The organism is Priestia sp. FW507-14D1A (genome assembly GCF_058781295.1).
On sequence record NZ_JBYSWQ010000003.1, the window covers coordinates 318,766 to 338,865 of the forward strand.

Below are 20,100 nucleotides of genomic sequence, written 5' to 3' on the forward strand. Positions count from 1 at the left end.
TAGTTAGTATATTATACAGAGGTTTCTTCTGTTTGAGGTGCCGGCAGCATTTTTCTTTCTTCTTGCGGCTCAGCTTCTTCTTGAACCTCTTCTTTTTGAACAAGAATTCTATTTTCACCGCTCCATGCTTTACTTAGTGAAGCAATGAGCATAATTACGCCTAAAATACCAAGCATGTAAAATAAGTTGTGATACGCATGTAAAATCGACGCTTTTTTAGCGCCTGCTACAACAGCCGTCACAGCCGATGTTTTTGCGTCTGCTTGACTCATTCCCATACCCATATAGCGTTTGATCATTTCAGACAGCTGCAGCTTCACCTGAGGATCTACTGAGCTAATTTGCCCTCGAAAATCTTCATAATAAATGGCGTTTTGTCGAACAACAAACCACCCAATCACAGGTGCCACGATGGCTCCTAATAAATTTCGAATGGAGTGCAGTGAAATCGAACGCATCGAAGCTTGATGTAAATCTCCGGCTAGTGCCGCTCCTAGCGCACCGGATACAAGTGCCATACTAACACCCATACCAAAGAGCATAATGTGAACATACAAGCTCACTAGTGATGTATCGGCTGATACGTTTACCCAGCTAAATCCTACAATGACAATAAGAAGTGATCCAATTGCTCCAAGGTAACCTGGACCAAATTTGTCATATAAGAATGTCGTTGCAAATGCTGAAATCAGTACCCCAACAAAAAAGTATAAATAAAAATAAGAAAGCGTGGTGTACGATGCATTTTGCACATTTTGCATGACGCCATTAATACCTGCAATGGCTAGAATATACGCCATATGACCGCCAATTGCCATAATTGTACCTGCAACTGGTTTTACGGCTAGCAGCGATTTTAATGGTACTAGCGGATTTTCAGCCGCTAAATCAACTAAGACAAAAATGACAACTAATCCTGCTGCAGCTAGTAAGAACGGCCACACTTGAATAGAAGCAAATCCTTCGTATCTTAGTTCATACAGTGGATACACTAATAAAATCATAATAAGACTAAGAATAAAGATACTTTTCTTATCCACTGGTCGATCTTCTTGCTGAGTTGGATCATGAGCAGGTAATACCTTATATCCGATAAACAGAGAGACAAGAGAAGCAAGTATTCCTAAAACAAAAACCCAGCGCCAATTATCCATGCTAAGAGATACAGCACCTAAAAAGGCTCCAATCGCCGTTGAACCGAACAGTCCGCCGATCGCTAATACTAAAAAGAAGTTTCGGATTTTATTCGGGAACGAGATCAGCGCAGCTGGAATAATGGTTAAAAACAGCATTCCTGAACTTAAGCCTTGAATCAGACGACCAAGGGATAAAAACGCAACGTTTTCGGAAAAAACGTTGATAATTGAACCCGCTAAAAAGACTAAAACGAACGTTAAGTATGCTTTACGCACGCCATATTTTTTCGCCAGCATCGGACCAATAGGTACCCCAAGTCCAAATGCCAAGTTAGAAATAATAGATGGCAATAGTAAGCTTTGTGTACTCGCATCAAATCGATTTTGAATCAATACTTGATTGACCGTGTAAGATAAATTCAAAAAATACTGAGGGCCAATTGAAAATAGCGTTAAAATCGCCATAATCAAGTATTTAGGTACGCTTAAACCTTGTTTGTCGGAGGCTACTGCTGGATTATTCTGACTCATATTTATTCCTCCTTTTATTAAATTCTTTTCATATGACTAACAATTCCTTACATATTTTATTGTACAAGTTGTATCATGCAAGTTATAGCAGCACTACATATTATACATCTTTTAAAGAAGAAATCAACTTCTTTGTTTCAACTTAAAAAGACTATTTTTCAATAGCCTTTTTGTTTATCTATATGTATTCGCTTTAACATCCATTACTGCGCCATTTTTTAAAATCGAGATTCAAGCGGGATAAACTTTTTTCCAGTGCTAAAACCTCTTCTTCCGACCAATCTTCTAATACTTCAGCATAGGCCTGTTTACGCTTGTTTTGTACATGCTGCAAAATCTCTTTTCCTGAATCCGTCATTTCAATTAAACTAATTCGCCCGTTTTCCGGACTTGGAAAGCGGCGGACAAACTGTTTAGTCTCAAGCGCAGATACTTGCCGGCTAGCTGTAGATAAGCTCAGCTTTAAATTTTCAGCTAATGCATTAATCCCGAGCGGACTGCGCTGATCTAGCTCGCTTAACAGTAAATACTCAGAACGGTCCAGGCTTCCAAGCTTAGGACTGTGCGTCGTTGTTAGACGAACAAGCAGCGCAATTTCGTGCTCAATGGTTTGCAGCGAGTCTCGCTTCACCTCTGTCTCCCCCTTTATCTTATAAAACATTCTGTACTTTTTAATATGTTTACTATACCGCAACCGTTCGCGTGAACCAACCTTTTTTCCGTTTTTCTTCTATTATATAGAAAGAAATCATAGATGAGGTACATTTAATTCTAGCATCACAGGACAGTGGTCGCTTCCCATTACATGCGGATGAATAGCAGCTTCTTGGATAACGTCTTTCATTCTCTCTGATACGATAAAATAATCAATGCGCCACCCGATATTTCGTTCTCGCACTTTGTTCATATACGACCACCAGGTATAGGATCCTTCTTGATTCGGATATAAATAGCGGAATGTATCAAGAAATCCGCTAGCAAGAAGCGTCGTCATTTTCCCTCGCTCTTCTATGGTAAAACCAGAATTGCCTCGGTTTGGCTTTGGATTACGCAAGTCAATTTCTGCGTGTGCTACATTTAGGTCTCCGCATAAAATCACTGCTTTACGGGTATTTAATTTTTTTAAGTACACGAGCAGATCATCTTCCCATTGAAGCCTTTCTTCAAGCCTTGCTAAGTCTCTTTTAGAATTTGGCGTATACACATTTACTACATAGCATTGTTCAAATTCAAGCGTAATAATACGTCCTTCGTCTTCCAATTCTTTATCCACACCGTATGAAACGGATAAAGGCTTTTGCTTTGTAAAAACAGCCGTTCCGGAATACCCTTTTTTCACGGCATAATTCCAGTACTGATAATACTCTTCTAGCTGCAAATCAATTTGGCCTTCCTGCAGCTTCGTCTCTTGAATACAAAATACATCCGCATTCACTTCTTGAAAATAATCTAAAAATCCTTTTCGCACACACGCGCGAATGCCATTTACGTTCCACGAAATCAACTTCATAAACTTTTCACGTTCTCCTCACTCGATTTATGTATCAGTGTTTAGTGTAGACAATTTTTTGCATGAGTTCAAATAATTTAAAGCGTATACTTTTCTTTTCAAGGTATTCCTGATATTTCTTCTTATTTTATTTTCTGTACCTCAAACACTAGATACAAGAGGTGAAATATAATGTCAACAAACAACATGTATGAAAATAACGAAGAAGTTTCTGCTGTTTCTAAAAAAGAAGAGCACCCTGCTAAAGAATGCGAAACACAGAATCAAACGGCGCTTACTAAAGAAGATTTTTCTTTAAATGATTCTGCCATTAAGCACTTTAGCAGGTAATTCATAAAAATAAAAACCCGTTAACTGGTAGCAAGACTTGCTTTCTCAAGCTCTTGCTATCCATTTCTTAAACATAAGGTGGTCGTATGCTAAAAACCATTCAAATGATAGAAGCCATTAAAAAACATTCTATGCCTTTTGCTGATGTCGATGACTTACTGCCGCTTATTAACACAGCAAGCCGCGCTCAATACGTACTTCTTGGAGAAGCCTCTCACGGCACATCTGAATTTTACGAAATTCGAGCAGCTATTACGAAAGAATTAATTCAGCATTATGATTTTTCCTTTATAGCAGTGGAAGGAGACTGGCCTTCATGGATGTGGGCTAATCAAGAAATAAAAGAATTGATTGAATGGCTTCGTGATTATAACAACAACTTGCCAGCACATCAGCCAAAAGTAGGTTTTTACGGCTTAGATGTATACAGCCTGTGGGAATCGATGGAAGCCATTATTGAGTACTTAGAAAACAACCACGCTTCTGATGCAAAGAAAGCGAAAAAAGCCTTTGAATGCTTTGAACCTTTTCATCGCGAAGCACAGATGTACGGAATTTCTTCTGCCCTTTACGGAAAAAACTGCATGGTAGAAATCTTAGAGCTTTTACAAACCATTCAGCAAAAGAAAGATACCTATACTCATGAGCCTGAGGCTGCGCTTAGTATGCAGGTAAATGCGCTGGTAGCAAGCAATGCTGAAGCTTATTATCATACGATGATTACCAACGACAATGAATCGTGGAATATTCGCGATCGTCATATGGTAGAAGCTTTAAAATATATTCAAGCTTACTACAAAGATAGCGCTAAAGGAATTGTATGGGAGCATAACACTCACATCGGAGATGCAAGAGCAACGGACATGAAAAGCAGCGGCATGGTGAATGTAGGTCAGCTTACCCGTGAAGAATACGGACAGAAGCATGTTTACGCCGTCGGATTCGGAACTCATCACGGCACGGTCATTGCTTCTGATAGCTGGGGTAATCCTCATCAGGAATTAACCGTTCCTCCAGCTATAGAAGGAAGCTGGGAAGATGCCATTCACCGAGCAGGTGCTTTTGATCAATACCTCATGTTCACAGAGGAAAACCGAACATTTTTTCATTCAACGATAGGCCATCGCGCCATTGGTGTTGTATACGACCCAGAGATTGAACAATACGGAAATTATGTTCCTTCTCGCTTGTCAAAACGATATGATGCTTTTATGTATGTAGAAAAAACACACGCCTTATCGCCACTCATCTTTTAATGAAATAAGCGGACTTCCAACGAAGTCCGCTTATTTTTATTGCAAAAAGCTACGAATCGTATCGGTCACCAGTGCATGATCTTCTTCTTGTGACATGCCTGATACGGTGATGCTTCCAATTACGCCGACGTTTTTAACCAAAATTGGAAATGACCCGCCTACCGCTTCGAATTCCTGAGGGTTCGCTGCATAAAACTGCGCGTAAGAACGATCTTTTAACTCGCAGTACAGCTTCATATAATACGAGCTGTGATGGTGACGAAGAACGGTGTTTGATTTTCGTTTAATCCATTCTTCATGATCGGGAATCGCCCCTTCCATCGCATGATGAAAAAGTGTTTGACCATTTCGTTTAATACTTACAGTTACTGCCTTACCCTTGCTTTTTGCTTCATTAATAATGGCCGTGCCGATCTGTAACGCCTGGTCATTTGTAAATTGATAAAAGATCAGTTCTTTTTCCTGTTGAACTACTTTTTCAAGCAGCGTCTCTACCGAATGATTACACACTGTTTCTCGCTCCTTAGTTAAAATAAACCGCTCGTTTTTCCTTGCTGCTTTCAAATGCCGCTTCAATGACTTTAACCACGTCACGAGCTTCTTCTGCTGAAACCGGAAGTTTTTCTCCTCGAAGCAGGCTGTCGGCAATTTTTTGATAATACGTCACATAAGAACCGTGCAGCGTTTGAATTTCTTTCGTTTCGCCTTCGCCAGTGGTCAGCTTCCCGTAGTGTTCAGGGCTGTCGGCTCCCCACGTATCGTCCACAGGCTTCTTGCCGGCTCTCAGCATATCTTCTTGGCCGTCAATCCCGTATTTAATATAGCTTGCTTTTATTCCGTGAACTTGAAAGCGCGGCCCGTTGCTTGGCACAATAGCGCTTGAATGCAAAATAACGCGAAGAGAACCGTATCCAAGCACTACGTGGAAGTAATCATCCGTACGTGCATGATCTCGCTGACCAAACACATCAGCTTGAACAAAGTCAGGCATTCCAAAAAGATGTAAAGCTTGGTCAATTAAATGAGATCCTAAATCGTAAAGCGCTCCTGACCCAGGTCCTTCATTTTCTCTCCAGCGGTCTCGAACAGCTGGACGATAGCGGTCAAAATGCGCTTCATACATTTTAACGTCGCCTAATTTCCCTTCTTCAATCAGCTGTTTCACCGTCAAATAATCATTATCCCATCTGCGGTTATGATAGACGCTTAGTTGAACATCCTGTTCTTTTGCTAATTGAATTAATTCATTTGCTTCTTTTTCTGATACGACCATCGGCTTTTCAACAATTACATGCTTACCTGCGCGTAGTGCGTCTTTCACCATTTCATAGTGCATGCCGCTAGGCGTTGTAATAATAACTAAATCAATGCTGTCATCTTCTAGAAGTTCAGATAGAGTGCTCACTACTTCAACATCCTCTAAGTCACTCTTTACTTTTTCAGGATTTGAACTCATTACCTTTGAAATATGAAATTCTTCTAACACGCTTAAAAGCGGCGTGTGAAAGACCGTTGCTGAAAATCCGTATCCTACTAATCCTACTTTTATTTTCTTCATTGTGTTTCCTCTCCTTTATCAAAATCTGTTACGATAAGCCGCACTTGATTTTGTTCTATTTTTTCTTTTACATCCACTTCTGGCGCTTTATTTGTAATTAGGATATCAATGTCGCTCATATCACATACTCGATGTAAAAATTCACGTTCAAACTTTGTATGATCCGCAAGCATAATAACTTGTCTTGCGCATTGAATCATCTGTCTTTTTAAAAACGCTTCTTCTTCACTTGGAGATGTAATACCATCTGCACCAACGCCGCACGTACCTAAAAACAGCTGATCTACTTTGTATTCCTGCAACGTAGAAATCGTTCTTGGCCCAGTGACGTTACGGTTTTTCCCGTTAAACTTGCCCGGCAGCAAAAACGTATCACACGCTGTATATTGATCGAGCAAATCCACATTATCAATGGAATTCGTAATAACGGTTACATGCTTTACATCCATATACTTCGCCATCAGTACGATGGTAGAAGACGTATCTAAAAGCACGTCATACCCCTCCGATATTAACAAAGCTGCTTCTTTAGCAATTTGTTCTTTGGCTTTGGTAGGCGTCCGTTCACTGTAATCAATGATATGACTTGACGATAGCGTCGCTCCGCCTTTAACTCTCATAACCTCGCCGTTTTCTTCAAGCTTGACTAAATCACGCCTCGCCGTATCTTTTGAAACGGTGAACATATCGCAAATTTCGTCTAATGTAATCGTGCGGTGTGTGTGAAGGTATTCAATAATCGCACTCATGCGCTGTTCTTGATACACCCGAATACCCTCCTTTTTTACTTTGATATGAGCTAATTGTAGCGCAAAGAAAAGTTAAAAACCAGCAAAAAACTTAAAATAATTAAGTTTTTTGCATTTTTAACTTAAATTATAAAAGTACATAAACGTCTTCTGGAAATAACTATCTTATTTTGGATAATACTTCTTTTATACCTGATACCCTTTCACGCTTTTCACTAATCTCTTACGGTTCAGACTTCTAGCAAACGTATAGGCAAAAAAAGCGGGAATCGTAAAGATTCCCGCTTTTTCGTTACATCTTATGTTCAAGCGCCTTGAAGTTTTCTTGAAATTGCGCTAAGCGAACAAGTCCTTCTTCACGAAGGCGTTTGTTTTCCTCTTCGATTGCTTTTGTTTCCTGCATTCCTTTCATAATAATATTCCACGTTTGTTCCATCGTTTCTACTTTTACGCTAGGAGCACCGGACATTTTGGCAATTTTAACGCTTTGCTGTGAAATGTTTTCTGCATTGCGAATGAGCAGCTCATTTGTGCGTTTGTCTAATTCGTTCATAGACTCCGCTACTAAATTTTGACGTTTTGCTGCGATTGCGTTAATGAGTCCATTTTTAAAAATAGGAATCGTTGTAATAAACGCAGAATTGATTTTGCCGATCAGCTTTGTATTTCCTCGCTGCAGCATACGGATTTGAGGAGCGGATTGATAAGATACTTGTTTTGCCATTTCTAAATCATATAATCGCTGCTCCATCAGCTCAACCGCATTTTTTAAGGTTTGAAGCTCCATTGCCGCCAGCTGATTTCCACTCGACGCTCTTTCTTCAAGCACCTTTACCTCTTGTTTTAACTCTTCTACTTTCACTTCGCCCGCTACAATGTATTTTTCAAGCTCCATATAATACTGATAGTTTTGCTCGTAAAGCTGTTCAAGCGTCGTGGTTGAATGCTTCATTTCAGTTTCATATTTTGTAATCTCTACATATACTTTATCAATTTCAGAGCCCATCGTTTCATATTTTTGAAACAGCTTATCCACTATTTTTTGACCGCGTTTAAAAAGCTTAGAGAAAAACCCTTTATCTTCAACAAAATCCTTTGCATCAAATTTGTCCATAATCTTTCCAAGCTGCTTTAATAATTGACTTGACTCTTCCATGCTAGACGATTTAATCGTACTAAGCACTTTTCCGGAAAACGAGGAAATTTCATTGGCTGTTTCTTTCCCATACTCAAGTAAAGCCAGCTGATTTTTATAATCAATTTGTTCTGCTAAGCGACGTACTTCCGGCTCTTCTCGCAGTTTTGCTTTTACTTCATTAGGCTTTGTTTCTAAAACTTCTTCGGCTTCGTTTACATCTAAAGACTGTAATTCGTTTGTTGCCATTTAAAAACCCTTCTTTCTTTAAAAGATTCGTTTTAACCATTTTTGAATGAGCGACGGCTCTTTGAATTCTTCATTAAAGCTAATTTCTTCTAGCCAATGTATATCGAAATATTTTTCTTCGACAAACGCTTCTATATCTATTTGACCGGTCGGATTAAAAAGTACAATGTCAACGCCAAATTCATTTAACAGAAGCAGTAAAGCTGCATCTTCACGCGTAAACGCTTCATGTTCATTTCCGTGATAAATAATGAGCCGAGGGACGTGCTGCGTATAATCAAATTTTTGAAGCATGCGAAGCACGTTGTTCGGAAGCTTCAAAGACTGATTAAACAAGTACATTTGATGCTGATACGCATCTTCATGATCCAACCGAAGGAGCTTTGAATGTGCACAGTATCTGGAAATAGCAGCAGCTAGCCCTTGCTGAAGCCCGATAGGCAGTTCTTTATAGCGCCACCAGTTGCTTTCAATCATTTTATCAGGACTGAGCGTCCCATCACTTCCGAGAGCGCCTTGGTAGTGAAAGTGATTATTTCCTTCTATTTTTTTGGCAAAAGGAACAGAATCAACAGTCAGAGCTAACTCATTTTCTGTTTGCATGAGCTCATGTACTTTACTCCAGTACTCTTTTCGGTTTTTGGAAATGCCAAGCACTTTTGAAAACAGAACCGGCACGTGTACATATGGCTTTGACACTTCAAAATTAGGACGAATAAACGCCCGTTCTCTCATTAATAAAAAAATCTCATCATACGTCGTTTTAAGAGTAACTGAAGTTGGAAAATACGAACGAAATTGCCATGGTTTATACAGCATAGACTCCTCTGAATGAAGCACTTGCTCAATTTCCTGAGAAGCTCGAAATGCTACCGTACCTTTTCGAACCGGCTTATCCGTTGGAAAAGGTAAAAGCGAGCTAGTAGAAGGAAACGTATAAACCGTTGTTAAATGTTGATTCTTATCTACTTCTTTTAAATGATCCTTTCCCTCTGGATGAAAGGTAAGGACGTCAAAACCTAGTAAAATCAAATAATAGAGAAAATACTGCTCGCTTTTATTCGCATCTCCATACCACATGATGCGAGGCGCGTGTTCAGGAAATGCTTGATCGACCATCCAAGACTTCACGTGATTCCACTGCCACTTTATTAAATCGATTAATAAGCGTTGAAAATGCCCGTCCATAAAGCCCTCTGCGTGCTGTTCTTTAAAGCACGTTAACGTTTCAATAAATTTTTCGCGTATTCTTCTATGTATAGCGGGATTTTCTGACTTCACGATCAGCTTTTTTCCTTCTAAAAAAGCAAACAGTCGATTGACAGAAAGGCCGCGTTCTTCTTGATTAATTTTAAGAATCGTTTGTACTTCTTTTAATCTATCATTTGAAATGGACTTATCAAGCTTATCGTGCAGGACAAGGATCGATGATGATGAATGCGCAAGTTCATAAAGAAAAGCTGCGTACTCGTCCGCATCAAGATGGGTGCCTACATATCTTCCCGCCACTTGTTTATAGGAAATTTGCTGCTCATTTTGTATAAAGTCACCTCGCAGAGAAACATCTTGAGAAAAAAGAGAAGTTCCATTTTGCTCGTTAAGATTAATGATATGAGGATCAATTAGTTTACTCACGCCTTACAGCTCCTTTCTTTTCAGACATATACATGCTAAAAAGAAAGGGTACTCGTTAAAGCACCCTTTCTTTTTCATTTATCCCATGCCTTTTTTATACGGATAATCCGTAGTTGCGGCAAAGGTCGGCCAAGCCACCGGAAAATCCGCTGCCAATGGCATTAAACTTCCAGTCGTTTCCGTGCTTGTATAGCTCGCATACAACGACAGCTGTTTCGATTGAAAAATCTTCACCTAAATCATAGCGCAGTACTTCTTCATTTGTTTCAGCATCAATCAGACGAACAAACGCGTTGGATACTTGTCCAAAGTTTTGTCCGCGAGCATCTGCGTCGTGAATCGTGACGCTAATTCCGATTTTTTCAACGTGGTCAGGAAGAAGAGAAAAATCAACGGCTATTTGCTCATCGTCTCCATCTCCTGCACCCGTACGGTTGTCACCGGTATGCTCCACAGCGCCATTTGGACTTTTTAAATTGTTGTAAAAAACAAACTCTTCGTCATTTACAACCTGACTTGATTTATTGGCTAAAAATGCACATGCATCTAAATCGAAATCCTGAGATCCAGCATATTTATTTGTATCCCACCCAAGACCTACTATTACTTTTGTTAAGCCTGGGTTCGTTTTGGTTAGGTCAATGCGCTGACCTTTTGATAAAGAAATTGACATAAAAATATCCTCCGTACGTTTTCTTACTTTAATGATTAGGCGTTTAAACCAAAGTCGTTGACAAGTGCCGCTAAGCCGCCTTGATAGCCGCTGCCAATAGCATTAAACTTCCATTCTCCGCCGTGTCGGTACAGCTCTCCTACTACAACGGCTGTTTCGATCGAGAAGTCTTCACCTAAATCATAACGAATTAACTCTTCGTCATTTGTTGCATTTAAAATACGAACGTAGGCGTTGCTTACTTGGCCAAAGTTTTGACCGCGTGCTTCCCCTTCATGGATCGTAATGGTAAACGCGATACGTTCAATAGATTGAGGCACATTTTTCAAATCTACTTGAACCTGCTCATCGTCTCCTTCGCCTACGCCTGTACGGTTATCTCCGGTATGCTCAACCGCTCCGTTTGCACCCGTCGTATTGTTGTAAAAAATAAAATCAGATTCTGAAGCGCATTTTCCTGCTCCGTTTAATAAAAAGACAGATGAATCTAAATCAAAATCGTTTCCACCGTCATACTTATTTACATCCCACCCAAGACCTACTACTACGTTTGTTAATCCTGGATTTGTTTTTGTTAAATCTACTTTTTGTCCTTTTGAAAGATTAATAGCCATTTTATTCCCTCTTTTCTAGTTGATTATTTTGTATATTTGTTTGCAATTTCTCCTAATCCAGTATCTCTCGTTGCATCTCCAGTTGCTGAAAACTTCCATTCATTCCCGTCTCGGTAAATTTCACCTGCAAATAAAGCTGTTGCTCCTGAATGATCTTCAGATAGATTAAAGTGTACAAGCTCTTCGTTTTTAGCGCTGTCCACAACGCGGATAAAAGCATTTTTAATCATACCGAAATCTTGGTTTCGCTCAACACACTGATAGATGTTGACCACAAACACAAGTTTATGTACGTTTCCGGGAACATTTTTTAAATTAACAAAAATTTGTTCATCGTCCCCTTCACCTGCTCCGGTAAGATTATCGCCTGAATGCTTAACGCTCCCGCAGTTACTATGACGATTCCCAAAATACACAACGGCTGAGTTACTTACAAGCTTATCGTTCGAATTGAGCATAAGAACAGACGCATCGCAGTCGATGCTTGGTCCGTTTCCTCCGAAACCAAAAAAGCTGCGTTTTTTTACAGGATCCCATCCTAATCCAACTGTAATAGAAGATAGGCCTTCTCTTCCTTTTGTTAAATCAATTTTTTGACCTTTTTGTAGATTAATAGCCACTTTTATTTACTCCTTTACTATAGCGAACACGTTCTTTTACAGGTTCTATATAACTTTACATAATAGCGTAGATAAATGAAAAAATAGTGAAATCTTTGATACTATTTTTAACGTTTACGTAAGTCTTCTTATGGAGAGAATACCACAATTTGGTGATTGTTTCAAAAATTAAGCTATGTTTTATAACGTAAATTCATTGACTGAGAGTTTAAAATTTAAGTTAAACTATTAAAAAAAGACTGTCTCTAAACTGGAAATCCGAGTTATGAGACAGTCTTTTTTGGCTTATTGAGCTATTTTCAAAGTAGGTTCTTGCTGTTCAGCTGTTTTAGCAGCTGCCACGTTTTGAATACGGCCTTCAGCTTTGTATTCAAACGGGCTGTTGAGTGTTTTAATATAGTTTACCGTTGCTTGTAAATCTTCTGGTCCCACTTCCATATCTGAAGAAAGTGCACCAATACCGTATTTTTCATTTCCATACATATAGTTATTGACTACTACCGTGTATTCTTTTTCTTTGTCGATTTTACTTCCATCTGGAAGCGTGATATCGACTACTTTATTCGTACTTCCATCCCACGTATAGTTAAATCCTGCAATATGAAAATCTAGTCCGGATGATGTAATTTGATTGTTTAACACCGTTTCTAAATCTGCTCCGCTTAGCTTTACTTTATTTAAGACGTTACCAAACGGCTGAATTGCAAACAAATCACCGTATGTCACGTCACCTGCATCAAGCTGTGAACGAACGCCTCCGCCATTCATTAAAGCAAAATCTGCTTTCATTTCTGCTTTCATGCCGTCAGCAATTAAGTTTCCAAGTGCGATATCCCCTGTTGCTCCGCTAGACGGATAGCCTTTTGCTAAATCAGTAGATGACTTTCCAACCACTTCTGCTTTAATAGGTGCCGCTAAGTCTTCATATTTTTGCATAATCTTTGAAACTTCAGGATCTGGCGTATAGTCTTTTTGATATACGGTTACAATTTTTGCATCTTTTTTTACGATGTCACCCGTATTATCGATTTCAACGTCTACGTCAGAAAACGCTGAGCCGTATGAATAAGCTTGAACAATTAGTTTGTTATCTACTACTTTGTTGTTGTATACGTGATTGTGAGCTGAAAAGATCACGTCAACTTCATCATCAACTTTTTTAGCGATATCTGCTGCATCAAACTCGGTAGACGTTCCATTTTGATTAGATGGATTATGAGCAAGTACTACAATGGCTTTAATACCTTGTTTTTTCAACTCTGCCGTGTATTTATCAATCGCTTCTGCTTCGTCCGTAATTTTTAAGTTTTCATTTCCTTTACGAACAATCATGCTTGGCGTTTCTTGTGTGACAACGCCGATAAAGCCGATTTTCTTGCCGCCTACTTCTTTTATTGCATAAGGCTCCGTAATTAATTCATTAGTTGAAGTATCATAAGCATTTGCCGCTACAACCGGGAAATTCATGCCGTCGTATCCTTTTGTACCTTTTGGATGGTCTCCGCCTTCAATCATACGGTGAAGCTCAGCAATGCCTTCATCAAACTCATGATTTCCAAGCGTACCCACATCAAATCCAAGTGATTCCATCACTTCAACCGTTGGCTCGTCTTGAAACAGCGCTGAAACTAACGGGCTTCCGCCAATCATGTCTCCAGCATGAACTAAAAGCGTATTCGGATTTTCAGCTTCTTGTTTACGAATAGCTGCTGCTGTATATTTCATATTTCCAGCTAAAAGCGCTTGGCCATTTGAATTGATTTTTGTATCTGTATCGAGCTGACCGTGCAGGTCGTTCATGCCTAACAGCTGAACCTTTGTATTATCTTTTGATTCGCCGTTTAAATTAATTTTGTAAATGCCGAATCCTTTGTCATCCGTTTTATTTGTATACGTAATGTTGCTTCCTTCAGTTAAATAGCTTTCTCCGCGCGGTGAGCTTGTGAACGTCACGTTAGCCGTTCCGTTAATTGGTGCAATGGACCAGTTATCGTCAGCTGTTGGTGTAATTTCTTTTTGCTCGGTGATGTAGTCCATTAGAATTTGACGGTTTTCATCCGCTGAATCCACCACGAGCTCGCTTCCTTTTAGACCAGGGAAGTTTCCGCCTCCGCCAGCTCGGTAGTTATTTGTCACAACGATAAACTCTTGGTTCGGATCAACCGGCTTGCCGTTATACGTTAAGTTAACAACGCGGCTTGAATCTCCGTGAATCACGTTTCCATTCACATCGTATTTTGCTGGTTTTGTGACGTCGATTTGGTATTGAACGCCGTCAATTACGTCGAAGTTATAAACAGGGAAGCTTGGGTTTAATAATTCCTGCTCTTCTGTTTTATTCGGTGTAATTTGATTAAACTTACCTGCAGACATATCAATCCAGTCTTTTACAACAGAACCTTTTACTTTAACCGCTTTTAACGTGTTGTCATATAGATACAGGTCGCCAGCGCTTCGGATCGTTAAGTCACCTTTTTTAATTTCCGTATATTCATCCACGCCGTTTCTTCCTGCTTTAAAAGGCGCTCCCACTGATAAAATCGGAAGGTCTTTATATTCCGGCTTGTTTTGAGAAACGTATTTTTCTACGTAATCTTTTTGTGCATTTGTTACCACTTGAATAGATGGATCATCTTGCACAAGAGAAAAATAGCTGTGGATATCATCCGTCGTTTTACCGATTGGTGTATTCACATATTTAACCGTTGCATCGTGATCTTTTTGAACTGCTTTAACAACACCTTTATCCGGTTCTACCGTACTTTGCGTAACCGTTTTCCCTGACGCATCTTTTACGTCTTTATACGTTTCACGCGTAGACGATTGAGAGCTTACTACTTTCCATTTTCCTTTTTCTTCTTTTAACGTTAAGTCAATTAAGCCAAGTGATCCTCCGCCGTAACCTGCTTGAACAGCGGGAACGCCGTTGATCGTTCCTTTTGCATTATCAACGCCAGGAAGAGGCTTTTTATCTACTCCAAGGAACAAACCGTCTAGCGCAGCTTCCGTTTTAGCAGGGAAGACTTTATGCGTGTGTGAAAACGTAATAGCGTTAATGCCTTTTACTTCACTTAATGAGTAAATGACATCTTCCGTGTTTTGCTTGTTGCTGCTAAATCCAGAGTGAGCCATTGCAACAACTACGTCTGCACCTTTTTTCTTCATTTCCGGAATATATTTGTTGGCTGTTTCTACAATGCCTTTTGTAATGACTTTTCCATCAAGGTTTACTTTATCCCAATCGTTAATTTGAGGAGGCACAAAGCCAATGAAACCAACTTTAATCGTTCGTTTCTTTCCATTTTCATCGACGACTTTTTTATTCATAATTTTATAAGGCGTAAATTTATTTTTATCATTTTTCGGGTTGTTGTCATGATCATCAACGTAGACATTGGCATTTATGTAAGGGAAATTTGCATCGTTGTACGCTTCTGTTAAGAAGTCTAATCCATAGTTGAACTCATGATTTCCAAGCGTTGCAATATCGTAATCCAGCTGATTCATTGCTTTAAATACAGGATGAACTTCACCTTTTTTCAGCGGGTTAATCTTGGCTTTATACGTGCCTAGAGGCGTTCCTTGAATGAGGTCTCCGTTATCTACTAATAAGCTGTTTTTTACTTCTTTTCGAGCATTTTTGATTAAGGTAGCGGTTTTAGCTAAACCTACTTTTTCATAAGGGGCGTCTTTGAAATAATCATAGTTTAATAGATTCGTATGAACGTCGGTTGTTTCCATCAGGCGTATGTTCACAAGCGCATCTTTTTTATTGTGGCCTTGATGCTTGCTTTGCTGTGAGCTTTGTCCAAGATGACGTTCTTCCGCTCCTGCCTGTGTAGTTAAAAGAGGCATAGATAATAGAGAAAGTGCCAGTGATGTGGATAGGATTTTCTTCGTTTTACTGCGAGTATTCTTTTTCATCTACCATTCACCTTTCAAGTAAGTTATCATCGCTATAAATCTAGCAACTGTTCAAAAATAGTATAGCAGAAAAGATTTATAAAGGATGTAAATTTTTTGATTTTTTAGTAAACCATTTGTATGCGTTTTATTAACTTTTTGTAAACGGAAAAATTTTTTTTAGTTTCTCTCTTCAAAACCAAGGACTATAGTTTTTATTAATTGGATGAACCCTCCTTTTAAAATGAGTCTTATTACCTAATACATCAACGTTCCCACGCCCCCTTTTCATTCAAAAAAAATTTATTTCAAGCGGTGTGTATATATGTACTATACATAGGATATGAAAAGCAGACATTAAGTTTGTCACAGCTTCTAACAAAATTTCGTAGATATAAAAAAGAAAGAGAAGGTTTTTGTCTTCTAATAAATAGATATATTTATATAATTTTACATTTATAACACGGAAACGAGGTTGAGTTATAAGACATACCTACTATATCAATCCAACCTAAAGCATCTATACACATGAAACCTACGTTCACCCTACAAATAAAAAAATCCGAACGAAGTTGATTCTCCATCAAGAATCTTGATTCATCGTTCGGATTTTCTTCAACTACATACTTTTGTCCCAGGCTCGCTTTTTTACTGACCTAATTCTTTAATTTGTTTCATAATACTTGATACATCTTGAATTGATTGAAACAATTCACTGTTTTTTAGCGCTTCTGGATTGAAACTGCCATCCTTTATATTGGCTTCATACGCTTCAATTCCACTAATGATTTTTTCATTTTGTTGAACAAGCTGATCGTGCACATCAGAAGCGATGTCAGGAGCTTTTGTTTGATTAAATTCTTCAGCTTTTCCTTTCATTTCCCGCAGCTTTTGCTCTAGCTTCTTTATTGCCTCGTCATCATTAACAGCTTTTTCCGCTAGAGGCGGTATTTCTTCAGCAAACTTTTGTGCTTCACTCACGTAATCTTTCGCATCGTTTGCGTAGTTCAGCGTACTGCTTGTATCTTCAAGAAAAGAACAGCCGCCGACCATAAAAAGAACAGCAGTTGATATGACTAGCATCCACTTTTTCACTTAGCACTCAACCTTTCTTATTTTCTTTTCTGCTATCTTCTTTTCGATTTTCGTTTCTTTAACTCTTTCATAATAATGGGTACAGCTTTTTTTATTCCTTTTTTTACAGCGGGGCTTTTTAACAGTCTCGATAGTTTTGACATTTTTAAGCTCCTCTCTCATTTTGAAATAACAAAAAACACCCTTACCACATGTGGTAAAGGTGTTTGTATCCAGACCTTTACCAATGGCAACATTGGCAAAGGTCTCGCTAACAATTTGCATTGTCAATAAAGCCGGAGATAATAATCTCGAAATGACGACTTTACTGCAAGAGCTACTCCCCTTTGAGCAAAACAGCATTTTTTGTTAACACAATCATAACGCACGTTCCTGATTATCGTCAACTTATACGGAATTAGTACACGTCTTTTTTGGTAAATACCAGAAACGACACGAGCAGCCCGGCAAGTCCCCAAATGGTTAAAACACCTAAGGAAAACCCTAATGTCATTCCTTCAGTCGGAGGAGCTGTTCCTTGCAGATAAGAAGTTAAATTTAAATTAACCATAAACAAATACTTAGCTGAATGCCATGAAGAAACCATGCTGCTTAAAATCGTACCTGCAATCAAACAAGCAAGCATCACACCCATACCCGCAGCCGTACTTTTAATTAAAACAGACAGCATAAAAGCAAGCGTTCCAACCACCAGAGATACAAACCAAGCAAGACCAAACTCCATTAAAATATATCTCCACTGCGAAATTAAATGAACGTCCGCTGTATTCAAATCATTGCCCTGCACGCTAAATCCCGTAAGAATAGGCGCTGTCCAGCCTTTAAATCCAAATACAACGCCAGAAATGAGATACGACAAAACGCCAAACATTAAAATTAAAAACGAGACGGACATGACGAGCGTGATGTATTTACTAAGCAGGATTTTCCACCGTTTCACAGGCCTCGTCAACAATACCTTGATGGATCCCAAGCTGTACTCTGAAGACACTAAATCCGCTGCAATAATCATAATCATCAGCGGCAGCAAAAGCTGAATGGCGTTTTCAATGAATCCTCGCACAAACGTTGGTGCCCCTGGTTCCGAAGGATTGATATCATTATCTAAATAATACTGTTGCTGCGCCACGCGAATTTCAAGCTGCTTGCGCCAATCATCTGAAATTTGGCTTCCGCTCAGCCGGTTTTGCGTATCGATAATTTCTTGCTGCAGCGTACTGCGCCAATCGGTCGTTCCTAGCTTTTCTTGAAGGCGCTGTGTTTCGCGAAGCTGAGCATAGGTGAACATGGAAATCAAAACGCCCATAATAAGAGTAACGATTAACAGGCGCTTTTTTCGAACGAGCTTGATCATTTCATTTTGAACCAAACTAATCAATCGATTCGCCTCCTGTCATTTCGATAAATAAATCTTCAAGAGTTGGAAGCTTTCGATTCATTTCTTTTACCGTTACTCCTGCTGCAATGAGCTGTTTATTCCACTCTCCCGCTTCAGCTTCTTCATAAAACGTCGTGACGTACTCCCCCTGCACTTGTACAAAGTCCGTCACTTGTTTTAAAACGTCTATTCCTGCAGGCTGCGGATCTAGCTTCCACAGTAAACGCTCTTGCTGAGTTAACAGGGTCTTCACCGATTCTGTGTGAATAACTTCTCCTTTTGCGATAATCGCTACTCGGTCACACATTAGCTGAATCTCGCTCAGTAAATGACTCGATACTAAGACGCTTAGACCTTCACTTTCAGCTAAAAAGCGAATAAATTTACGCATATCCCGAATCCCAGAAGGGTCTAGTCCGTTCGTTGGCTCGTCTAAAATAAGCACTTTTGGTTTTCCGAGAAGCGCTTGCGCAATTCCTAAACGCTGCCTCATACCTAACGAATACGTGCGAACTAAATCGTGGATACGCTCTTGCAAGCCAACTAATTCCACCACTTCATGAATGCGTTCTTCTGTCATAGAAGGAATCATGCGTGAAAAGTGCTGCAGATTTTCCCAGCCGCTTAAGTATGGATACAGCTCAGGATTTTCAACAATACAGCCGATATGTTCCATCGCTTTTGTAAACTGCTTCGATACGCTGTATCCACAAATATAAATGGAACCAGCGGTCGGGCGAATCAAGCCGACAAGCATTCGAATCGTTGTCGTTTTACCGGCTCCATTGGGTCCTAAAAAGCCGAACACTTCGCCTCTTTTTAGTTCAAAATCAATATTTTTGATAATTTCTCGTTTTCCTATTACTTTTTTCAGTCCTTTTACTGAAAGCGTTACTTCACTCATATCATTCCCTCCCTTACCACGTAATAAGCGATGCTACACGTTCTGCGATCAGCTTGTAGCCTTTTGCATTAGGATGAAACTTATCGGTATATAAGTAGTCATCTACCTTTAGCTGAAACAAATCAAAGGTCGGAACAAAAACAGTTTGCTTATAATTAGCACTTAATTCACTGCTTTTGTAATTCCATTCTCGTACAATAGCCGTTGTCGTTTTTGCATCTTGCAGGTTACTAAACGGATTGTATAAACCAATTAAAAAAATCGTCGCGTCTTTATTGGCCGACCGGATGCTTTTTAAGATGCTGTCTACGTTTTTTAAATAGTCATTTTCTAGCTTTTGAATATTGTTTTTATTTAAGTTCTGCAGCGTTTGTCCGCCTTGAAATAAGTCATTTCCTCCAATGGTGATCAGCACGGTATCTGCCGACTTAACCTGCCGCTGAATTTCCTGCTGCTTTACTTGACTTGCCAGCTGCGAAGACGTTTGACCTTTTATTCCAAAGTTACTTAAGAGAATTTTCTTCTTCGTTTTTTCTTCAAGATTATCTTTTAAATACCCAACGTATCCTTTTCCCGCTGCATCTCCTGTTCCTCTTGTCAGTGAATCTCCTAAAGCAACAATCGTATAATTCTTTGTACTTTTGTTACTGCTGCTTGTTTCTTGCTTTGGCTTTGGCATTTCTTTTACAGTAGCTTTTGAGGCGCTAACATAATCATAAATAGACATTCCAAGTCCCGCTGCAAACAGCAGACACGAAATAATCGAAATCAAGGATACAATCCATACCCACTTCCCTTTCGCTTTCACTGGCTGCACTCCTTTT

General features: G+C 39.3%; 18 protein-coding genes. 2 read left to right on the top strand and 16 right to left on the bottom strand.

Features of this window, described 5'->3' with window-relative positions; genetic code table 11:
* Nucleotides 1-11 precede the first annotated feature (11 nt).
* The 3 genes from AC3WJG_RS15235 to AC3WJG_RS15245 all read right to left on the bottom strand — a co-directional run bounded on the left by AC3WJG_RS15235 (nucleotide 12) and on the right by AC3WJG_RS15245 (nucleotide 3,177).
* Entirely contained in the window at nucleotides 12-1,667 is a 1,656-nt protein-coding gene (locus tag AC3WJG_RS15235) for an MFS transporter (protein WP_028408249.1), read from the bottom strand.
* Between the two features lie 193 nt (nucleotides 1,668-1,860).
* A complete protein-coding gene (locus tag AC3WJG_RS15240; RefSeq protein ID WP_060746664.1) occupies nucleotides 1,861-2,298 on the bottom strand; it encodes a MarR family winged helix-turn-helix transcriptional regulator in 438 nt (145 codons plus the stop codon).
* A gap of 117 nt (nucleotides 2,299-2,415) precedes the next feature.
* Nucleotides 2,416-3,177: an exodeoxyribonuclease III gene (locus tag AC3WJG_RS15245; protein ID WP_028408247.1), complete on the bottom strand. Its 762-nt coding sequence runs from the start codon at nucleotides 3,175-3,177 to the stop codon at nucleotides 2,416-2,418.
* 171 nt (nucleotides 3,178-3,348) lie between these two features.
* Here AC3WJG_RS15245 and AC3WJG_RS15250 point away from each other — a divergent pair, with 171 nt between their 5' ends.
* Nucleotides 3,349-3,507: a hypothetical protein gene (locus AC3WJG_RS15250; protein ID WP_169305157.1), complete on the top strand. Its 159-nt coding sequence runs from the start codon at nucleotides 3,349-3,351 to the stop codon at nucleotides 3,505-3,507.
* An 86-nt stretch (nucleotides 3,508-3,593) separates the two neighbouring features.
* Nucleotides 3,594-4,763: an erythromycin esterase family protein gene (locus AC3WJG_RS15255; protein WP_492588373.1), complete on the top strand. Its 1,170-nt coding sequence runs from the start codon at nucleotides 3,594-3,596 to the stop codon at nucleotides 4,761-4,763.
* A gap of 36 nt (nucleotides 4,764-4,799) precedes the next feature.
* On the opposite strand, the gene AC3WJG_RS15260 is transcribed toward AC3WJG_RS15255, so the two are convergent.
* The 13 genes from AC3WJG_RS15260 to AC3WJG_RS15320 all read right to left on the bottom strand — a co-directional run bounded on the left by AC3WJG_RS15260 (nucleotide 4,800) and on the right by AC3WJG_RS15320 (nucleotide 20,084).
* Complete coding sequence (locus tag AC3WJG_RS15260; RefSeq protein WP_098331808.1) at nucleotides 4,800-5,273, bottom strand: heme-degrading domain-containing protein; 474 nt, start codon at nucleotides 5,271-5,273, stop codon at nucleotides 4,800-4,802.
* 13 nt (nucleotides 5,274-5,286) lie between these two features.
* Complete coding sequence (locus tag AC3WJG_RS15265; protein WP_098659323.1) at nucleotides 5,287-6,321, bottom strand: oxidoreductase; 1,035 nt, start codon at nucleotides 6,319-6,321, stop codon at nucleotides 5,287-5,289.
* A complete protein-coding gene (locus AC3WJG_RS15270; RefSeq protein ID WP_098659322.1) occupies nucleotides 6,318-7,088 on the bottom strand; it encodes a DeoR/GlpR family DNA-binding transcription regulator in 771 nt (256 codons plus the stop codon). Before AC3WJG_RS15270 ends, AC3WJG_RS15265 begins: the two co-directional genes overlap by 4 nt.
* Before the next feature lie 274 nt (nucleotides 7,089-7,362).
* Nucleotides 7,363-8,454: a toxic anion resistance protein gene (locus AC3WJG_RS15275; protein WP_162214385.1), complete on the bottom strand. Its 1,092-nt coding sequence runs from the start codon at nucleotides 8,452-8,454 to the stop codon at nucleotides 7,363-7,365.
* Nucleotides 8,455-8,472: 18 nt separating this feature from the next.
* On the bottom strand, nucleotides 8,473-10,089 hold the full coding sequence (locus AC3WJG_RS15280; RefSeq protein WP_098432967.1) for a YceG family protein: 1,617 nt from the start codon (nucleotides 10,087-10,089) through the stop codon (nucleotides 8,473-8,475).
* A gap of 94 nt (nucleotides 10,090-10,183) precedes the next feature.
* The gene (locus AC3WJG_RS15285; protein ID WP_013057395.1) at nucleotides 10,184-10,762 is read right to left on the bottom strand and encodes a TerD family protein; all 579 of its coding nucleotides are present in this window, start codon (nucleotides 10,760-10,762) and stop codon (nucleotides 10,184-10,186) included.
* 35 nt (nucleotides 10,763-10,797) lie between these two features.
* Complete coding sequence (locus tag AC3WJG_RS15290) at nucleotides 10,798-11,376, bottom strand: TerD family protein (RefSeq protein ID WP_025751616.1); 579 nt, start codon at nucleotides 11,374-11,376, stop codon at nucleotides 10,798-10,800.
* Nucleotides 11,377-11,399: 23 nt separating this feature from the next.
* Nucleotides 11,400-11,996: a TerD family protein gene (locus AC3WJG_RS15295; RefSeq protein ID WP_043983012.1), complete on the bottom strand. Its 597-nt coding sequence runs from the start codon at nucleotides 11,994-11,996 to the stop codon at nucleotides 11,400-11,402.
* Nucleotides 11,997-12,281: 285 nt separating this feature from the next.
* Complete coding sequence (locus AC3WJG_RS15300; protein WP_492588376.1) at nucleotides 12,282-15,920, bottom strand: multifunctional 2',3'-cyclic-nucleotide 2'-phosphodiesterase/3'-nucleotidase/5'-nucleotidase; 3,639 nt, start codon at nucleotides 15,918-15,920, stop codon at nucleotides 12,282-12,284.
* A gap of 627 nt (nucleotides 15,921-16,547) precedes the next feature.
* Nucleotides 16,548-16,994: a DUF6376 family protein gene (locus tag AC3WJG_RS15305; RefSeq protein ID WP_225049821.1), complete on the bottom strand. Its 447-nt coding sequence runs from the start codon at nucleotides 16,992-16,994 to the stop codon at nucleotides 16,548-16,550.
* A gap of 397 nt (nucleotides 16,995-17,391) precedes the next feature.
* Entirely contained in the window at nucleotides 17,392-18,372 is a 981-nt protein-coding gene (locus tag AC3WJG_RS15310) for an ABC transporter permease (RefSeq protein ID WP_013057401.1), read from the bottom strand.
* Nucleotides 18,365-19,276: an ABC transporter ATP-binding protein gene (locus AC3WJG_RS15315; protein ID WP_060746655.1), complete on the bottom strand. Its 912-nt coding sequence runs from the start codon at nucleotides 19,274-19,276 to the stop codon at nucleotides 18,365-18,367. The genes AC3WJG_RS15310 and AC3WJG_RS15315 overlap by 8 nt, the downstream gene beginning before the upstream one ends.
* 13 nt (nucleotides 19,277-19,289) lie before the next feature.
* On the bottom strand, nucleotides 19,290-20,084 hold the full coding sequence (locus AC3WJG_RS15320; protein WP_028408234.1) for an SGNH/GDSL hydrolase family protein: 795 nt from the start codon (nucleotides 20,082-20,084) through the stop codon (nucleotides 19,290-19,292).
* Between the last annotated feature and the right edge of the window lie 16 nt (nucleotides 20,085-20,100).